This is a genomic window from Desulforamulus reducens MI-1, from assembly GCF_000016165.1.
Taxonomy (GTDB): Bacteria; Bacillota; Desulfotomaculia; order Desulfotomaculales; family Desulfotomaculaceae; genus Desulfotomaculum; species Desulfotomaculum reducens.
On record NC_009253.1, the window covers coordinates 3,459,245 to 3,476,773 of the forward strand.

The window sequence follows — 17,529 nt, forward strand, 5'->3', positions numbered from 1 at the left end:
CACGCCTCCTTACTGTATATTGGTATTTATGGGCATTACTACCTTATCAGGTAATAAAAGTAGGCCCTCCAGAGGGATTGGTAAGATTTTATTTTTGCCTTGCAGGCCGCCAAATAATTGTTGCCATAGGAGTTGTTCTCCGGTCATGTCTACCAGCTCCGGCTCCCCTTTAATACCGGCTAAATTTGCAGTGATTCTTACGGCTTCATTGAAATCCCCCAATTCATCCACCAGCCCCAACTGTTTTGCCTGTTTGCCAGTGTAGATTCTGCCGTCTGCCAACTTCCTTACCTGGGTCGGGTCCATCTTTCTTCCTGCTGCCACCACTTGTATGAAATCTTCATAACTGTCGTTAACCAGTCCCTGAAAAATCTGACGTTCTTCCGGTGAAAGATCCTTATTGCTGGCCCCCATATCCTTGAAGGCCCCTGTCTTAATGTTGTTGACCTCCACTCCCAGTTTATTATACAAGTCTTTCATTTCCGTTAGCTGCATAATCACACCGATGCTGCCGGTGAAAGTTCCCGGGTTTGCTACGATTTTATCGGCCTTGCAGGAGATCCAGTAGCCACCGGAAGCCGCCATCTCTCCCATGGCCGCCACAACTTTTTTGCCAGACTTACGTACTCGCTCCACTTCTCTGCCAATTTCATCAGAACCCACCACAGTGCCCCCGCCGGTGTTCAGTTTTAATATAACGGCCTTAATTTCCGGGTTCTCCCGGGCTTCTTTTAATTCGCTAACAATACGATCTGCGGCAGCCACACCTGCTGTGCCGAAACCACCTGGGGCAGAAGACATAATGGTTCCTTCTATATGTACCACTGCAATTTGTTCTCCCACTCCGGTATTTTCGGCCGTTTTGCCCCCATTGCCTTTCAAGGCTATAGCCACCGCCAGGGAAAACAGTACAACCCCGATGACAATGCCTGTAATGATCTTCTTACGCAAATATCCTCAGCTCCTTTGATCTAGTTCTCCTTATCTTTTTGCCAAAGTTTTTGTTATTCCCTGCTTATCTTACGTCAGGGTGACAAAAAAATACCTATCAGAAAATACCTTATCCTTGCATTAGATTAGAAAAAAAGCTTTGGCGTAAACACCAAAGCTTTTCTAGGTTTAAGTTTGTGTTACTTCTGATTATGAAGGGACGCCCCTACGAAATCTTTAAACACAGGGTGGGGGCGATTGGGACGGGACTTAAATTCCGGGTGGAACTGGGTGGCCAGATACCAGGGGTGGTCCTGCAACTCCACAATCTCCACCAGTTTGCCATTGGGTAGCGTTCCGCTGAATATCATACCAGCCTGGGCCAGATCTTTGCGGAAATCATTATTTAACTCATAACGATGGCGATGCCGCTCGTAGATAATCTCTTCTCCATAGGCATTATGTGCCGCTGTGCCTGGAGCCAATTTGCATGGGTAAGCACCTAGTCTCATGGTTCCACCCATCTTATCCAAATCCTTTTGTTCTGGTAACAGGTCAATGACGGGATACTGACAGTGGGGATTGAATTCCGCACTATTGGCATCCTGCCAGCCCAGTACCGAACGGGCAAACTCCACAACTGCCAACTGCATGCCAAGACAGATCCCTAGAAAAGGAATCTTGTTTTCCCGGGCATATTGAATAGCTTTTATTTTTCCTTCAATACCTCGGTCACCGAAACCACCGGGTACTAAAATACCATCGACACCCTTTAAAATTTCTGCCGCAGGTAATTTTTCAAGGTCCTCAGAATTTACCCAACAAATTTCGACGGATGCATCGTGATGTAATCCTGCATGACGTAAGGCCTCGGCCACACTAAGATAGGCATCTGGTAAGGCTACATACTTGCCGACCAGTGCAATGGTGGTACTCTTTTTTAGGTTTTTCATCCTTTCCACCATATTGTTCCATTCCGTCATATCCGTTTCGCCACACTGGAGGCTTAACCGTTCCACTGCAATGTCGTCCAGCCCCTCTAACTCCATCTGAAGGGGAACTTCATAGATGGAGAAGGCATCCACAGCCTGAATAACGGCATCCTTATCAATGTCGCAGAAGAGGGCCAGCTTTTCTTCCATCTCTTTGGGAAAGGGCTTTTCAGTACGGCAAACAATCACGTCTGGTTGAATACCAAGACTTCTTAGTTCTTTTACCGAGTGCTGGGTTGGCTTCGTTTTGAATTCATTGGCCACCCTTAAATAGGGAACAAGGGTTACGTGAACATACATAACATTGTCCCTGCCCAGATCGGCACGGAGTTGACGAATGGCTTCCAGAAAAGGTAGGGATTCAATATCTCCCACGGTTCCGCCAATCTCGGAAATAACCACATCGGCGTCCAGTTCCCGAGCCATACGCAGCACTCTATCTTTAATTTCATTGGTAATGTGGGGGATAACCTGTACTGTTCCCCCGAGATAATCACCCCGGCGCTCCTTATTAATAACAGACCAGTAAATACCACCGGTAGTTACATTACTGGTTTTATTTAAATTGGTATCAATGAACCGCTCGTAGTGTCCTAAGTCCAGGTCCGTTTCAGCGCCATCTTCAGTAACGAAGACTTCGCCGTGCTGGTATGGACTCATGGTCCCCGGGTCTACGTTAATGTACGGGTCTAATTTTTGTATGGCAACTTTCAAGCCTCGGCTTTTAAGTAGCCGCCCCAATGAAGCCGCCGTAATACCCTTACCCAGGGATGACACCACTCCGCCGGTAACGAAAATAAACTTGGCCATGGTTGCCTCCTGTCAAAATCAGTAGAATTTTGGCTAACGCCTATCCCATTTTAACGATGGGGACTTGTCCTGTCAATAGTTTATCTCATCCACCCTAATCGCACAGCAAGTACATAACCTAGAAATAATCCTACCACACCCATAACCCCGGCTAGGGTCGGTGGAGCAGGAACCGGTAATTTTAACTTTGCAAATAGGAGGCCCACCAGAAAACCAGTAATTGTGGAATATAGTACCTCTTTCATATAACGTACTCCCTACATTTTTTCTGGTGCCGTTAAGCCCAACAGCCCCAGAGCGTTTCTTAATACAATGCGTACACATTGTACCAAAACCAAACGAGCTTCTGATATCGCTTCGTTTTCTGTAATCACTCGATGACTGTTGTAGAAGCTATGAAATAAGCCTGCCAGGTCGTGCAAATACCGGGCTATCCGATGAGGTGCCATCATTTCCGCTGCTGCAGCAATTTCGCTGGGGAAATCTGCCAGTTTGCGCAACAACTCTAATTCTGCCTCTTCTTTTAGTACTGTAGGATTTATAGCTGCTATTTCAGGCAATGGACGTCCTTGCTCTTGCAGTTGACGTAAAATACTACAAATCCGGGCATGAGCATACTGAATATAAAAAACCGGGTTATCATTGGTTTGGGACTTTGCTAAATCCAGATCAAACTCCAAATGGCTATCTGGACTTCTCATAACAAAGAAATAACGCGCTGCGTCCCTTCCAACCTCTTCCACCAATTCTTCCAGTGTAACAAACTGTCCGGTACGTTTTGACATACGAACAACTTCGCCCCCACGTAATAAACGGACTAACTGCATAAGGATAATTTGCAGGTTGTCGCGGTTATGGCCTAGGGCTTCCATAGAACCCTTCATCCGGTTCACATGGCCATGGTGATCGGCACCCCAAATATCAATTACACGGTCAAAGCCCCGCTTATATTTGTCCTTGTGATAGGCAATATCCGCAGCAAAATAGGTGGGTATGCCATTAGAGCGAACAACAACTTCATCTTTTTCATCACCAAAGGCAGTGGCTTTGAACCAGAGAGCATTTTCTTGTTCGTAAATAAAACCCTTTTGGCGCAATTCATCCAGTGTTTCTTGAATGGCACCGCTATCATGAAGGGCTTGTTCAGAGTACCATACATCATATACAACACCAAAGTCCAACAGTGTATTACGAATATGGGTTAATTTCTCTTGCAATGCATAGGCAGCCAGGGTCTTCCGACGAGTCGTCTGGTCTGCATCCAGCAATCCCCTACCATTTTTGTTAATATAACCCTTTACTGTGTCAATAATATCTTCTCCATGATATCCTTCTTCGGGCAATTGGATATCCTGACCCAATTGTTGTAGATAACGCACCTCTAGGGACTTGCCAAAGTTTTCGATCTGGTTCCCGGCATCATTAATATAGTATTCCCTACTAACCCGATAGCCGGCAAAATCTAAGATCGACGCCAAACTATCTCCCAAAGCTGCTCCCCGGGCATTTCCCATGTGTAGCAGACCAGTGGGGTTTGCACTAACAAATTCTACTTGTACCCTTTGACCATCTCCCAGTTCCAGCCGCCCATAGTTTCGATCCTCTTGAATAATCATAGGAATAACTCCGTGTACCCAGCTAGGTTGCAGGTAGAAATTAATAAAGCCCGGGCCGGCTATTTCCACACGTTCCACTTGTGTATTTGCCAGGTCCAGGTTTTCTATAATTGCCTCTGCTATTTTTCTGGGGGCCATTTTAGCAGGCTTGGCCAGTTGCATGGCTAAATTAGTGGCAAAGTCTCCATGTCCTTTTTCCCGCGGTACTTCAATGATAACTTCAGGTATTTCCAGCTTGTTTACCTGACCCTTGTCCACAGCCCCAGCAATTGCAACCTGCAAAGCTTTGGCTAAGCTGGATTTTATATTTTCTACCAATCCTTGCAACAGAAATCCTCCTTCGTACGAGGTAATAAGACCATACACAGTATAATATACTACTTTCTTTAGTACAGTCCACCCGATTTTGCTATTAGCTTTTAGCTTTTTGCATGTATTACTTTGGGCTAGAAATCTTAATCTTAGTCCATGAGTAGGATTAGCTATGCTTTTTTTACTATTATCTCTAAGCAGTTTCTGCCAAGCGGTGCATGGTCAAGTAACAACTCATAATCTAGCTTAATACTTCCCCCAATGTCTGTCAAGTTAACCTCAATATTCCTAGTTGTGACTGTCATGTCCATTCTGCTAAAGCTAGTTTGGTAGATGGAACTGCGCTCCATCCCTGCTTCATAGATTTGTCGCATGGATACATTACCATTTCGAATGATGGTGACAGTTTTACTCTCTACCTTTAGGGTAGTTGTAGTATTCTCCATTCCCGTTAGGGCACTTTCTTTATAGATAATGTAATAACAGTTATTTTTGCGGTGGTAAGTTCCCGGTACTACCATTTCTGTAATTTCCGGTTCATCATTAGCCGGGTCCATTCTTATTGCCTTGATGGTTAGCATTATATTCATACCCATATTTTTTCCTCCAAAACTATTTTAACCTTTGGGAAAAATAACAATGCATTATGTCAAAAGCAAACCCAAAAAAGAGCGGACAATATCCGCTCTTTTTTGGGTTTAACATTAATGGTAAATTACGCTTCCTTTTCAACGCCAGGTGTATGGTCTTTACCGGCTAGGGTTATATAGGAGGTACCTATGTAAAGGTACTCAATTTTACCCTCTTTAGCCAATTCTGCCACAGCCTTATCTACTTCTTTCTTTTTAACACCAATTTTTTCTGCAACTACACGGGGTTTTTCTTTGCTTACTCCTGCGAGATAGGCTAAAATTTTCTCTTTAATTTCTTCCATTTTTTACACCACCGTTTCCTACCATCCATACGGGTGGTAAATGTTGAGATGCCGCCGCCTCACGGCGACGGCTTTTACTCATATTATACTCATGCTCAAGGGGCTATATTCCTACCACTTGAACTGAGTGGTGCTTCTGAATGTAGTTTGAGCCAGAGTGAAGTCGTCGATGTGCTTGTCTGTAAATTGCAGACCAGTAACCTCGAAGAATTTCTCCCAGCTAATGCGTTCAATCCACTCAGCCATACGCTCGCCAGGTTGTGCATTTGCTGCATAAACCTCAACGATATGCTTAACTGCGTTAACAACTTCCGGCCAACGTGGGGGGTTGTTAGGCAAGAAAGGAATGGCCAGACGAGAGAATCTGGGACCAATACGGCTGTTGGAAATCTTGCCACCAACCCAGATGGACACAGCATCGTTCTTAGCATCGATGATATGAACAGATGGGCACATGGTGTAGCAGTTACCACAGTACATGCAACGCTCAGCCTTAATCTCGACGGATTTCAGCTTGGGGTTAGGACGGATAGCTGCGGTGGGGCAGCTAGCAGTCAGAGTCGGAATTTCGCAAACCTTATGCAGTGTATCGTGGTCGATCTTAGGAACAGTTCTGTGAATACCTAAAATCGCGATGTCGGAGCAGTGTACAGCACCGCACATGTTCAGACAGCAAGCCAGAGAAATTCTCAGTTTTGCAGGCAGTTTCATGGTGGTGAAGTATTCAAACAGCTCATCCATAACGGATTTAACAATACCAGATGCATCAGTGGCAGGGGTGTGGCAGTGTACCCAACCCTGGGTGTGTACGATGTTGGTAATGGAGTTACCAGTACCACCAACGGGAACACCCTTCTCTGTCAACTCAGCGATCAGGGCATCGACTTTGCTTCCGTCGGATAACAGGAATTCAACGTTGTGACGGCTGGTAAATCTCAGGTAACCATCACAGTATTTGTCTGCCAAGTCACAGATTTCGCGAATGAAGTAGATACTAATCAAACGCGGAGAACCAGCACGTACAGTGTACAACTTGGCTCCGGTTTCAGATACGTGTACGAGCACGCCAGGCTTTACAATTTCATGGTACTGCCATTTACCATAGTTTTCTTTGATAATAGGCGGTAACATTTCTTTATAGAGCGGCGGTCCGATGTCAGTTCTTGCTTGTGCCAAAATGGTTCACCTCTCCCCATTTCATTATTTTATGCGGCAATAGCCTGCATATTATTCAAATTAGTCCTGAACGGTTTCTTCAGGCCACCAGAAGAAGAAGGGGTTTGCACGAGGAGCCATAACCATCTGAGGAATGGGCTCGAGCTCAATAGCGCGCAGGAAGTTACGCATACCCAGACGCAGGATCAGTTCACCCAAGCGCTCACGGGTCTTACCGTTTTCATCCCACCACTCCCATACTTTTTCGAGGAACTCTTTGAGTTCTTCATAGCCGGAGCCAGACTCAAGCTTCATGAAGGGTACGATAACCCAACCCATCATAGCACCTTGAAGAATAGGAGCTTTACCACCAATCAGGATGGTAGCACCACGATCGTCTCCAGGACGTAAAGCTTTGGTCATTTTGTTTATGCAGTGCATGCAACGAGTGCAGTTAGCATTGTCAATAGTTAATTCGTTACCATCCCAAGCTATACACTTGGTGGGGCACTTGGAAATAACCATGCCATTGATATCAAAGCCACCAGCAACATATTCACGAACAGCTTCTTGGTTGATCTTGATATCGTCTCTCCAGGTACCCTGGATAGAAATATCGGAACGGGCGATAGAAGCTACGCAGTCGTTGGGGCAACCGGAAATTTTGATTTTGGATTTATAAGGCCACATCGGACGATGCAGATAGTCTTGGAACTCGTTAGTCAAGTCATGACAGAGATCCAAGGTGTCGATCATAGCAAATTCGCAACGAGCGGGACCAGCACAGCAGCTGGGGGTACGCAGGTTGGAACCAGATCCACCTAAATCCATGGGATGCTCTTCGAAGTTAGAAACTTCATCAAAAATAGTTTGGATGTACTCTGTTTTGGTTCCCAGCAACACCATGTCACCAGTGGCACCGTGCAGGTTGGTCAGACCAGAACCATACTTTTCCCATACGTCACACACTTGGCGCAACGCTTTGGTGTTGTAGTACCAACCGGAAGGCTGGTTCAAACGAATGGTGTGGAACATCTCAATGTTCGGGAATTGCTCAGGTACGTCAGAGTAACGACCGATTACACCACCGCCGTAACCCATAACACCTACCAGACCACCGTGTTTCCAGTGAGCTTTCTTGTCTTCATAGGAAAGCTCTAATTGACCCAGCAAGTCTTGGGAGGAAATGTTGTGAGCAGCGGCTTTTTTAATTTCTTTTACGAAACTGGGCCACGGGCCTTTCTCAAGTTCGTCCAAGAGAGGAGTCTTCTTGGTTTCGGTCATTAAGTTCACCTCCGTTTTTTTGTAAAAAAAGATAGTTGTTTCTATCTCCGCCATAAATGGCACAGCCGCCTTCCTTGCCAGATCCTGTCCCACTATTTTGTTAGCATCTAGAACCTAGCTAGTTAGACAAAAAAAGACAACTTGTCCAACCAAGAAGAGCAGGCAATAAATTGTCTAAATTTGCACAATCCAGATCAACTGTATAGATTTCATTCCACGTAAATTTTACACCTGTCGATATAGTATGTCAACAGATATTGCACTTTACGGAATGTGGAGTTTTTCACATAGTCTGAATAGTCTAAAAAAATCCTTTTATTGCGTTATTTAAGCAATTTGCTAAAATTTTTTCTTATTTATATTTTGCGACCATGAAACTAATTATAGCACATGCATATGGGGTTGTCTTGTTGGTTTTTTTGTTGATGAAGGAATATTTTGTTTAGTATCTTCTAGCCATCAGTTTTAATAACCGATAGCTAGAAGAATTAACCAACAAACAAGTAATACTTATAAGCTATAACCTTCTTCAAAGGCTTTCAGGTTTATGTCAATGAATTTTTCCGGCACACGGACCCTCAGAGCATTAATCCATAGTTCTTTAGCTATGGGCAAACGTTTGGCTAACAGCCCCACCAAAACCACATTGGCTGCCTTTGGGTTGCCGCATTGTACGGCAATCTTTAATGCATCCACAATGGTTGTCTTGGCCGTGCTTTGCTGAACCCGCTCCAAGCAATCCGCCGGATATACTGTCGCACCGGTCAATACCGGCATTGGCGGTATGGCTTGATCGTTAATAATAATACTACCGCCATCCTTAAGATGGGAAAGCCAGCGCAGTGCTTCCATTTTTTCGAAGGCTAAAATTGCATCGGCTTTGCCCTCGGAAATCAAAGGAGAGTATACCTTTTCTCCTAGGCGAATCTGTGTAACCACACTACCGCCCCGTTGGGACATTCCTTTTATTTCGGATACCTTTATGTCATAGCCGGCATCTTGGGCTGCCTTAGCCATAATTCTGGTGGCTAGAATGGTACCCTGTCCCCCGACACCAACAAGCAAAATGTTTAATGGTTTAAGCATTCTGTTCACCCCGCTTTTTTAGGGCTCCTTTTTGACAAAGCTGTACACATAGTCCACAGCCCCTGCACTGAATTGTCGAAATAGCTACTTTTCCTTCCTGGCGTGAGATGGCCGGGCAACCCAGCTTCATACACATGCCACAATTGATGCAGAGTGTTTCATCCACTTCGATTGGTTCCGGCGTTTTGTTGTTCTTTAACAAAGCACAGGGTCTTCTCACAATAATAACCGATGGTTCAGCAGCAGCAACTTCCTCCTTGACCGCCCGGTCAATTTCACTTAATTGCATAGGATCGACGGTCCGTACTCGTTTAACGCCCACAGCCCTGGCAATAGCTTCCAGATCTACCGCTGGAGCAGGGTTGCCCATGAGGGTTGCCCCGGTGGCAGGGTTCTCCTGATGCCCAGTCATGGCAGTGGTTCTATTATCCAGAATGAGCACCGTTGATGAGCCGCCATTATAGACCACATCCATCAAACCCGTTATCCCCGAGTGCAGGAAGGTGCTGTCCCCGATTACCGCAACAGTTTTTCGACCCATTTCTGGATTGGCCTTCTCCATTCCCAGGGCAGCCCCAATACTGGCCCCCATGCAAATGCACGTGTCAATGGCACTTAGGGGACTGAGACTACCCAAGGTGTAGCAACCAATATCCCCGCTGACCACTAACTTTTGTTTTTTCAGTGTGTAAAAGACCCCCCTGTGAGGACATCCTGCACACATCACAGGTGGACGCCCAGGCAGGGGCTCTGCGGCGGCAGCCACTTCCTGGGTAGCCTGACCCATGGGCCGGAATTCCTCTGCCACCTCAATGCCCTCTTGCATTAGAGCTTTGGCAATCAGTGCAGAACTTAATTCCCCATAGGACGGTAACATTTCTTTGCCCTTTAGCGCAATTCCCATGGCCCTGATCTGCAATTCCAGGAAGGGCTCCAGTTCCTCAATCACCAATAGGCTGTCTACACCAGCTGCAAATTCCCTGATAAGCTTTTCCGGCAAAGGATTGGTCATACCCAATTTTAATATAGAGGCCTGGGGCAAAACTTCCTTGGCATAGTGATAGCTAATACCACTGGCAATAACACCAATATTCTTGTCTCCCCATTCAATGGTATTCAAAGGACAGTTCTCACTATATTCCTGCAATTTGGCCATACGTTCTTCCAGAAAAACCCGCCGCATGCGGCCATGGGCCGGCACCATCACATATTTAACGGGATCCTTGGCATAGGGGCGCAGGGTTCTAGTGCCTGGTTCTTTCATTTCTACAAAGCTTTGAGAGTGGGAAACCCGAGTGGTTACCCGTAGCATGACGGGTGTATCAAATTGCTCACTAATTTCCAGGCCCAGGCCCACCATGTCCTTTGCTTCCTGGCTATCGGCTGGCTCTAGACAAGGCATTTTGTTCACCAAAGCATAGTAACGGTTGTCCTGTTCGTTTTGAGAGCTGTGCATCCCCGGATCATCGGCAGATACCAGTATAAGGCCCCCGTTCACACCGGTGTAGGCCAATGTAAACAACGGGTCCGCCGCCACATTTACACCTACGTGTTTCATGGTAACTAGTACCCTGGCTCCTGCTATGGATGCACCAGCCCCTACCTCCAGTGCAACCTTTTCGTTGGGTGACCATTGGGCATAAATATCCGGGTACTTTGCAAAGTTTTCCAGAATCTCTGTGCTAGGTGTGCCCGGGTAACCTGTCGCTACGGAGATGCCTGCTTCATAGGCCCCTCGGGCAATGGCAGCATTACCAGATAGTAACTCCTTCATCCTCATACCTCCAATGTAATAAGGTATTATTTCGGTCTTGTCAACAGTCATTAGCTATCGCCCCTTGGGGCTGATGGCTATTTATTTCTTAAGTCCACTACACGTTTCGCTTTGCCAGCTGTACGCTCTAGGGACCTAGGTTCCAAAAGCTTCACCTTTGGGCCAATGGAAAGCACCGTTTGTAGTCGTGCCTTTACATTTCTTTCTAGATTCTCAAGATCACGCCAATTACCAGTAAAGGCTTTGTCATTCATTTCGACTTGGACTTCCAAGGCATCCAGATAGCCCTTCTTGGTCACAATTAATTGGTAATGGGGAGCTACACCTTCTATCTTTAATAGAACATCCTCGATTTGTGATGGAAAAACATTTACACCGCTAATAATAAGCATATCATCGGTTCGCCCAGTAACTTTACGCAGGCGGGCTGTAGTTCTACCACAAGCACAGGGTTCTGAAGTTTTTATAGTGATATCCCGGGTACGATAGCGGATAATGGGCAGTGCTTCCTTAGTCAGGCTGGTAATAACCAACTCCCCTTCTTCGCCATCTGGTACCGCTTTCCCGGTTGCCGGATCAATGACTTCTATTAGGAAGTGATCTTCCGCGATATGCATACCCTTGCGTTCTTGACATTCTCCCGCTACACCTGGCCCTATGACCTCACTTAGGCCATAGTTATCTGTGGCAAAGAGACCCCAAACTTTCTCCAGTTCATCCCGCATACTCTCTGTCCATGCTTCGGAACCAAATAGACCCACCTTTAATCCCAATGACTTTGGATCGATGCCCATTTGTCGCGCCACTTCTGCGATATGCAACGTATAGGAGGGTGTACCAATCAAAGCGGTGGTACCAAAATCCTGCATCAGCATAATTTGTTTTTCTGTATTCCCGGTGGAGGAAGGAACCACCGTGGCTCCAACTTTCTCCAAACCGTAATGCAATCCAAAGGCCCCGGTAAACAGTCCGTAACCAAAACTTACCTGGGCCACATCATTATCCGTAACTCCGGCAGCCGTAACCATGCGTGCCACCAACTCTGACCAGTTTTCAATATCCTGCCGAGTATAGCCAACAACGGTTGGTTTACCAGTGGTTCCGGATGAAGCATGCAATCGCACCACCTTTTTCATGGGTACAGCAAACATATTAAAGGGATAATTATCCCGGAGGGATAGTTTTGTTGTAAAGGGTAATTTCCCGATATCCTCCAATCCTTGGATATCCGTAGGCTTGACCCCATGTTGGTCAAAAAGCTCTCTGTAGTAAGCTACATTCTCGTATACATTGGTTATCGTTTGCTGCAACCGGGAGGTTTGCAGTTTTTGCAACTCCTCCCGATCCATGGCTTCAAACTGTTCATTCCAGATCATAATTGCTCCACCTTCTTATTTTTGACTCTCAGTGTACCTGTCGGGCATCTTTCACCAAAGACCTGTTCTAGGTGATCTTCCGATAACGGTTCTGTTACCATACTAACCAGAGGTAAAACCAACAAAGGAATCAGCATTGCTAAGCTACCTATCATCGGAAGCATCCCAGCATCCAGTTTTACATAGAAACTAAAGAGCAAAGAAATGGTTAAACCAGTTAGGGATGCAATCCAGGCTCCTGTGGCAGTTGCTCTGCGCCAGTATAGCCCCATTAAGTAAGGCGCAAGAAATGCTCCAGCAATGGTTCCCCAGGAAACGGCCATCAGACTTAGGATAATGGTCGGCTTCGCTAGGGCCAGGGCCACCGAAAGGGCGATAAACAATGCACAAAACAATCTCATTAGCCCAACCTTACGACCATCGGGCAGGGTAGGATATAATCCCTGCAAAAGATCTATGGTTACGGCTGAGCTTGATACCAGCACCAGGGATGCCAGTGTGGACATGGAAGCAGAAAGCACCAGTAATAAAATTAACGTAACAGCCCATTCCGGCAAGGTATTCATTAGAATCTTAGGAACCATCAAGTCCGGGTTAGGCTTGCCGGTAAGTGCATCCACAGGTACTTTATCAAAAAACAGCCGGGTTAGACTTCCGGTAAAGTATGCTCCTGTTGTAATAATCAGGGCAAACAGAGTGGATACAATGGTGGCTGGTCGAATGGATGCTTCATCTTTGATAGCATAAAACTTTTGCACCATCTGGGGTAATCCCCAGGTACCTAAACTTGTCAAAATCACTAACGAAGCAATGGGCAGAAATCCAGGCGGCCCCACAGGACCTGTAAGTTTAGGATTAATGGCTTGCAATTTATTAACAACCTGATCTAACCCACCTATCTGTGGCGCCCCCAATACGTAATACAGTAGGGCAAAAACGCCAAAAATCATAATACTTCCCTGTACCATATCCGTAAGGGCCACCGCACGATAACCCCCGGTTACCAGATACATAGCCGTTAATAATGCCATGATAATGGTTGCATAGGTATAGGGAATGTTAAAAACTTGTTCAAAGAGATAGCTTAGGCCCATGAAAACTGAAGCAGAATAGGGGATCATAAATACGAAAATAATAGAAGCGGCAAAGATTTTAAAGCCCGGTGATTGGTAGCGCGCCTCCAGAAATTGCGGCATAGTTAAGGCATTTAGCCGAAAGGTCATTTGTCTTGTTCTTTTGGCTAATACCCACCAGGCCAGAAGACTCCCCAGAAGTGTGTTGCCCACCACAATCCAAAGGCTGGATAAACCAAAACCCCAGCCTACTTTGCCAGCATAGCCTATAAAAATTACCGCCGAAAAATAGGTCGTCCCGTAGGCAAAGGCAGAAAGCCATGGTCCCACAGACCTCCCCCCCAGGAAGAAATCATTGAGGGTTTTCGTACGACGCATGCAAAAAAGCCCACTAAATAAAAGAAACCCTATAAAAAGGGTTAGAAAAATCCCTTTCATTCTACCGTCCTCCCGTTCTCCTCTTTATGACTTTAAATCTACATGTTATGCTAAGTGTCCTAGAAAATTACTAACCTACAAATTACTATCCTACAAAGCACTGTACTACATTTACTGTCCTGCTATAAATATGCTCCTACCAAGTACTGTCCTACCAAAACTACAAACCCTACCGTCCTTCTTACCACCTCCTAAAATGGGGTTTACTTTGTATTCTATATGTCTATGTCTTTTCCTGCTTAATGTTGCAAATTATTGCTTAAATTGTTAGTCTAACAGGTGTCAAAAATTAGTCACCGGGCTATGCCTAGCGGCTCAGACTATAAAACTCCCTTAAGTTGTATTTAACTATTTGTCAATAATCAACCACCGACCTGGGTCGGTGGTTGATTAAGAACGTTTATTAACTATATACCGTTTTAACCTTTTTCATGCCACGGTGTTTGATAAACCTGCCCATTCTTTTGATGGCCTCGGTTAGGTCCTCGACGGATGAGGCATAGGAACAGCGAATGCATCCTTCTCCGCCGGGTCCAAAAACATCGCCAGGTACCACGGCTACTTTTTCCTCCAGCAGCAGGTTTTCAGCAAATTCAGCAGCAGTTAATCCGGTATCTCCCACATAGGGGAAGGCATAGAAGGCTCCTCCGGGTTCAAAGCAGGTCAAACCAATTTCTTTAAAACCATGAAGTACCAATCTACGACGACGATTATACTGAGCTACCATTTTATCCACAGCACTCTTGCCATTCCGCAGGGCTTCCAGGGCAGCAACTTGTGCCGTGATGGGTGCGCAGAGCATTGTATATTGGTGGATTTTGTTCATGGCAGCAATAAAGTCTTCATGGCCAGCTGCATAACCTAACCGCCAGCCAGTCATGGCATATGCCTTGGAGAAACCATTTAATATGATGGTGCGATCTCTCATGCCCGGCAACGAAGCAAAACAGGTATGCTGCCCGTTATAGGTAAGACGTTCGTAAATTTCATCGGCAATAACCAACAGATCATGTTTTTCTACTAATTCCGCAATTTGCAGCAGGGTCTCTCGATCCATGATCGCACCAGTTGGGTTATTGGGGAAACACAGCAGCAGCACCTTTGACTTTGGCGTGATTACCGCTTCCAATTTATCCGCCGTAAGACGGAAATTATCTTCCATACTGGTTTGTACCGTAACTGGTATTCCTCCAGCCAAAGCAGTGCAGGGAATATAGGAAACATAACAAGGCGTGGGTATGATTACTTCGTCCCCTGGGATAATCAAGGTGCGCAAGGCTATATCCAACGCTTCACTAACCCCAACAGTTACTAGGACTTCCTTTTTGGGGTCATAATGGACCCTCTGACTCCCCAAGTATTGGGCAATCTCTTCCCGTAGTTCCAATAACCCTTGGTTACTGGTGTAACTTGTTCTGCCCCTATTTAAGGAGTAAACACAGGCCTCCCGAATATGCCAGGGTGTAACAAAATCCGGTTCCCCTACCCCCAGGGAGATAACCCCTTCCATTTCTGCAGCTAGGTCAAAAAACTTTCGGATGCCCGAAGGTGGTATCCTTTTTACCGAGGGGTTAATATAGTCACTCCATTTGTTGTTACTCAAGGTTGGATCACCAGCCTTTGATCATTTTCTCGATCTTCAAAGATAAAACCGTCCTGTTTATAGGTCTTTAATACAAAGTGTGTGGCGGTACTAAGTACATTGTCAATGGTAGCTAATTTTTGTGCCACAAAAAGGGCTACTTCTTTCATGGTTGCTCCTTCAAGAAACACTGCAAGATCATAGGCGCCGGACATTAAGTGAACACTTTTTACTTCCGGGAACCTGTAAATACGTTCAGCTACAGAATCAAAGCCAACATCCCGCTGGGGTGACATTTTTACTTCAATCAATGCAGATACCTTTTCCAACCCGGCCTTTTCCCAGTTAATTAGGGTAAAATATTTGATAATGGTTTTATCTGCTTCCAATCTTTCTATAATCCCTTTTACTTCATCTTCTTCCTGTCCGGTCAGCACCGCTATTTCTTTGGCAGTTAAGCGACTGTTGCTTTGTAATAGTTCTAAAATTTCTAACATACTCATACACCTCCAGATTTACATACAAAAAACTCCGTCCCTCAGAAGGGACGGAGTTAATTCCGTGGTACCACCCTAATTGGCTACCTCACATTTCGCAGGGTAACCCACTCGGCCTTCGATAACGGTGAAGCTAACCGGCTAAGCTTACTTGGATTTCAGCTTGCTCTCCGGGGTGGCCCAGTAGTCTCATTGGCCGGGCTTACACCTACCCCAGCTCGCTGCGCAATTAACGCTACCTTCTTCCCCATCATTGATTTATCATATGTTTGTAGACTTAGTTTAGCATCCACTTAATACTCTGTCAATTTACATTGTCAAAATTCCGTTCTCTTGTTCAATTAATTTTAGCACTTTGTCGGTCTTACCCGTAATGGCATTGACATAAACAAGATAAGTTTCTCCGTCAATATTACCGGTAATTTCATAGGAAAACCTTTCTTTGCCACCGTCAGTTGGAATAATTGCCAGCTTGGTTTCGGTTATTTCCATCCTTTTATTAACCTTTTTCTTGGCTTCATTAGCACTGATTTGAGGTGCCGGGATATCTCTTTTCTTGTGGGCCATCAGATAACCTCTGGCATCAAAACCAATGACCTGACCGTTATCCAGGGCCACACTGACCTTAATTTGATCTGGGTAAATGACAACACCCTGTTGCTGCGGGATAAAATTAAAAATTGCTCGATTGTCCTGGAGTTGGTGATAAATATTGGTGACATTCTTGTATCCCTTTGCCTCCAGGAATTGCAAGGCCTTTTCCCTGGCCTGGTCCGTGGTAAGTTTTGGAGCGCCTATGTCTCTGCTGTCCATGTACCAAACCATTTTGCCGCCCTTATTGCTGACGTTTCCTACAATACGCCTGGCTTCACCATTTCGAGGAATTAATTCCACTAAATAGCCTGGTATTTTTTCTTTGGTCCTGCCAGAGATTTGGGCCCTATAGGATTCATCGTCCTTAATATCGATAAATCTTCTGGCTATGGTGCGGGCTTCATCGGCACTGATGTCTTCGTTCCCCAGTCCAACCGGTGTAACTCTATCTAGGTGGTCTGAGAAGGGGCCATCATAAATCAAAGTAGGAAAACCCTGCATTTGCTGATCAATACCTTGAAAATTTTTTGCCGCACCAGTAGGGGTTCCTTTCGCTAGATCTTGTCGCGCAGATTGGACAATCTCTGAGACAGTTAAGCGACCATCCGCCACCTTAGCCTCCATACCCTGCAGATCTTTGTTTAGCTGGGCTGCCTGACGGTAAAGGCTGTTTAGGGTACTATACTCCTCTTCGGTGAGAATTTGCCCACTGGTAATTTTATTTGCCTGTACCCGGGCAAAGTCACCGGATTGGGCCAAGAATTTTGCTGTTCGTCCCACCATACTGGAGGTTAAGGGTAATTGAGTAAGATTCTCCCTGGCTCCCTCCGCCTGCAGCCAAATCTCAGAAAAAATTAACGTATTATCTGTATCCCCTGAAACTGCCAAGGTTTTGCCTAACAGAACTTCCATGTTCTGTACACGATTAATTAAATTATAAAAGGACATTTGGTAACGATTGTTAAGGTAGTTTTCCAGCACGATCCGGTCTTGATATTCTTTGTACCCCCAGAAACCAATGGCGGTTAAAATTAGCAGCCCAAGGAGGGCCGGAATTCCCCATCTCTTAATCATAT

Annotated in this window: 15 protein-coding genes and 1 other annotated feature; all 15 genes read right to left on the reverse strand. The window is 45.5% G+C overall.

The annotated features are described in order from the left end of the window. Positions 1–9: 9 nt before the first annotated feature. The 15 genes from sppA to ypeB all read right to left on the reverse strand — a co-directional run bounded on the left by sppA (position 10) and on the right by ypeB (position 17,527). The gene (gene sppA / locus DRED_RS16915) at positions 10–951 is read right to left on the reverse strand and encodes a signal peptide peptidase SppA (RefSeq protein ID WP_011879470.1); all 942 of its coding nucleotides are present in this window, start codon (positions 949–951) and stop codon (positions 10–12) included. Between the two features lie 179 nt (positions 952–1,130). After that, positions 1,131–2,732, reverse strand: coding sequence for a CTP synthase (locus DRED_RS16920; protein WP_011879471.1), 1,602 nt, complete (start codon positions 2,730–2,732; stop codon positions 1,131–1,133). Between the two features lie 80 nt (positions 2,733–2,812). Continuing rightward, complete coding sequence (locus DRED_RS16925; protein ID WP_011879472.1) at positions 2,813–2,977, reverse strand: XapX domain-containing protein; 165 nt, start codon at positions 2,975–2,977, stop codon at positions 2,813–2,815. A 12-nt stretch (positions 2,978–2,989) separates the two neighbouring features. Beyond that, positions 2,990–4,675 carry an arginine--tRNA ligase gene (gene argS / locus DRED_RS16930; RefSeq protein ID WP_011879473.1) on the reverse strand — a complete coding sequence of 562 codons (1,686 nt, stop codon included), beginning with the start codon at positions 4,673–4,675 and terminating at the stop codon, positions 2,990–2,992. Between the two features lie 155 nt (positions 4,676–4,830). Then, entirely contained in the window at positions 4,831–5,256 is a 426-nt protein-coding gene (locus tag DRED_RS16935) for a YwiB family protein (protein WP_011879474.1), read from the reverse strand. A gap of 119 nt (positions 5,257–5,375) precedes the next feature. Continuing rightward, positions 5,376–5,594, reverse strand: coding sequence for a hypothetical protein (locus DRED_RS16940; RefSeq protein ID WP_011879475.1), 219 nt, complete (start codon positions 5,592–5,594; stop codon positions 5,376–5,378). A 111-nt stretch (positions 5,595–5,705) separates the two neighbouring features. Then, positions 5,706–6,770 carry a dissimilatory-type sulfite reductase subunit beta gene (gene dsrB / locus DRED_RS16945; RefSeq protein WP_011879476.1) on the reverse strand — a complete coding sequence of 355 codons (1,065 nt, stop codon included), beginning with the start codon at positions 6,768–6,770 and terminating at the stop codon, positions 5,706–5,708. A 60-nt stretch (positions 6,771–6,830) separates the two neighbouring features. Next, entirely contained in the window at positions 6,831–8,033 is a 1,203-nt protein-coding gene (dsrA, locus tag DRED_RS16950; RefSeq protein WP_011879477.1) for a dissimilatory-type sulfite reductase subunit alpha, read from the reverse strand. A gap of 510 nt (positions 8,034–8,543) precedes the next feature. Then, entirely contained in the window at positions 8,544–9,119 is a 576-nt protein-coding gene (locus DRED_RS16955; protein WP_011879478.1) for an indolepyruvate oxidoreductase subunit beta, read from the reverse strand. After that, positions 9,112–10,893 carry an indolepyruvate ferredoxin oxidoreductase subunit alpha gene (gene iorA, locus DRED_RS16960; RefSeq protein ID WP_041274702.1) on the reverse strand — a complete coding sequence of 594 codons (1,782 nt, stop codon included), beginning with the start codon at positions 10,891–10,893 and terminating at the stop codon, positions 9,112–9,114. The genes DRED_RS16955 and iorA overlap by 8 nt, the downstream gene beginning before the upstream one ends. Positions 10,894–10,970: 77 nt before the next feature. Further along, positions 10,971–12,269: a phenylacetate--CoA ligase family protein gene (locus DRED_RS16965; protein ID WP_011879480.1), complete on the reverse strand. Its 1,299-nt coding sequence runs from the start codon at positions 12,267–12,269 to the stop codon at positions 10,971–10,973. Beyond that, positions 12,266–13,780: a sodium:solute symporter family transporter gene (locus DRED_RS16970; protein ID WP_011879481.1), complete on the reverse strand. Its 1,515-nt coding sequence runs from the start codon at positions 13,778–13,780 to the stop codon at positions 12,266–12,268. The genes DRED_RS16965 and DRED_RS16970 overlap by 4 nt, the downstream gene beginning before the upstream one ends. Before the next feature lie 403 nt (positions 13,781–14,183). After that, positions 14,184–15,383, reverse strand: coding sequence for an aminotransferase class I/II-fold pyridoxal phosphate-dependent enzyme (locus tag DRED_RS16975; RefSeq protein ID WP_011879482.1), 1,200 nt, complete (start codon positions 15,381–15,383; stop codon positions 14,184–14,186). Beyond that, on the reverse strand, positions 15,380–15,859 hold the full coding sequence (locus DRED_RS16980) for an Lrp/AsnC family transcriptional regulator (RefSeq protein ID WP_011879483.1): 480 nt from the start codon (positions 15,857–15,859) through the stop codon (positions 15,380–15,382). The genes DRED_RS16975 and DRED_RS16980 overlap by 4 nt, the downstream gene beginning before the upstream one ends. A 43-nt stretch (positions 15,860–15,902) precedes the next feature. After that, positions 15,903–16,122: a binding site (T-box leader), on the reverse strand. Positions 16,123–16,168: 46 nt separating this feature from the next. Beyond that, a complete protein-coding gene (ypeB, locus tag DRED_RS16985) occupies positions 16,169–17,527 on the reverse strand; it encodes a germination protein YpeB (RefSeq protein WP_011879484.1) in 1,359 nt (452 codons plus the stop codon). Positions 17,528–17,529 lie beyond the last annotated feature (2 nt).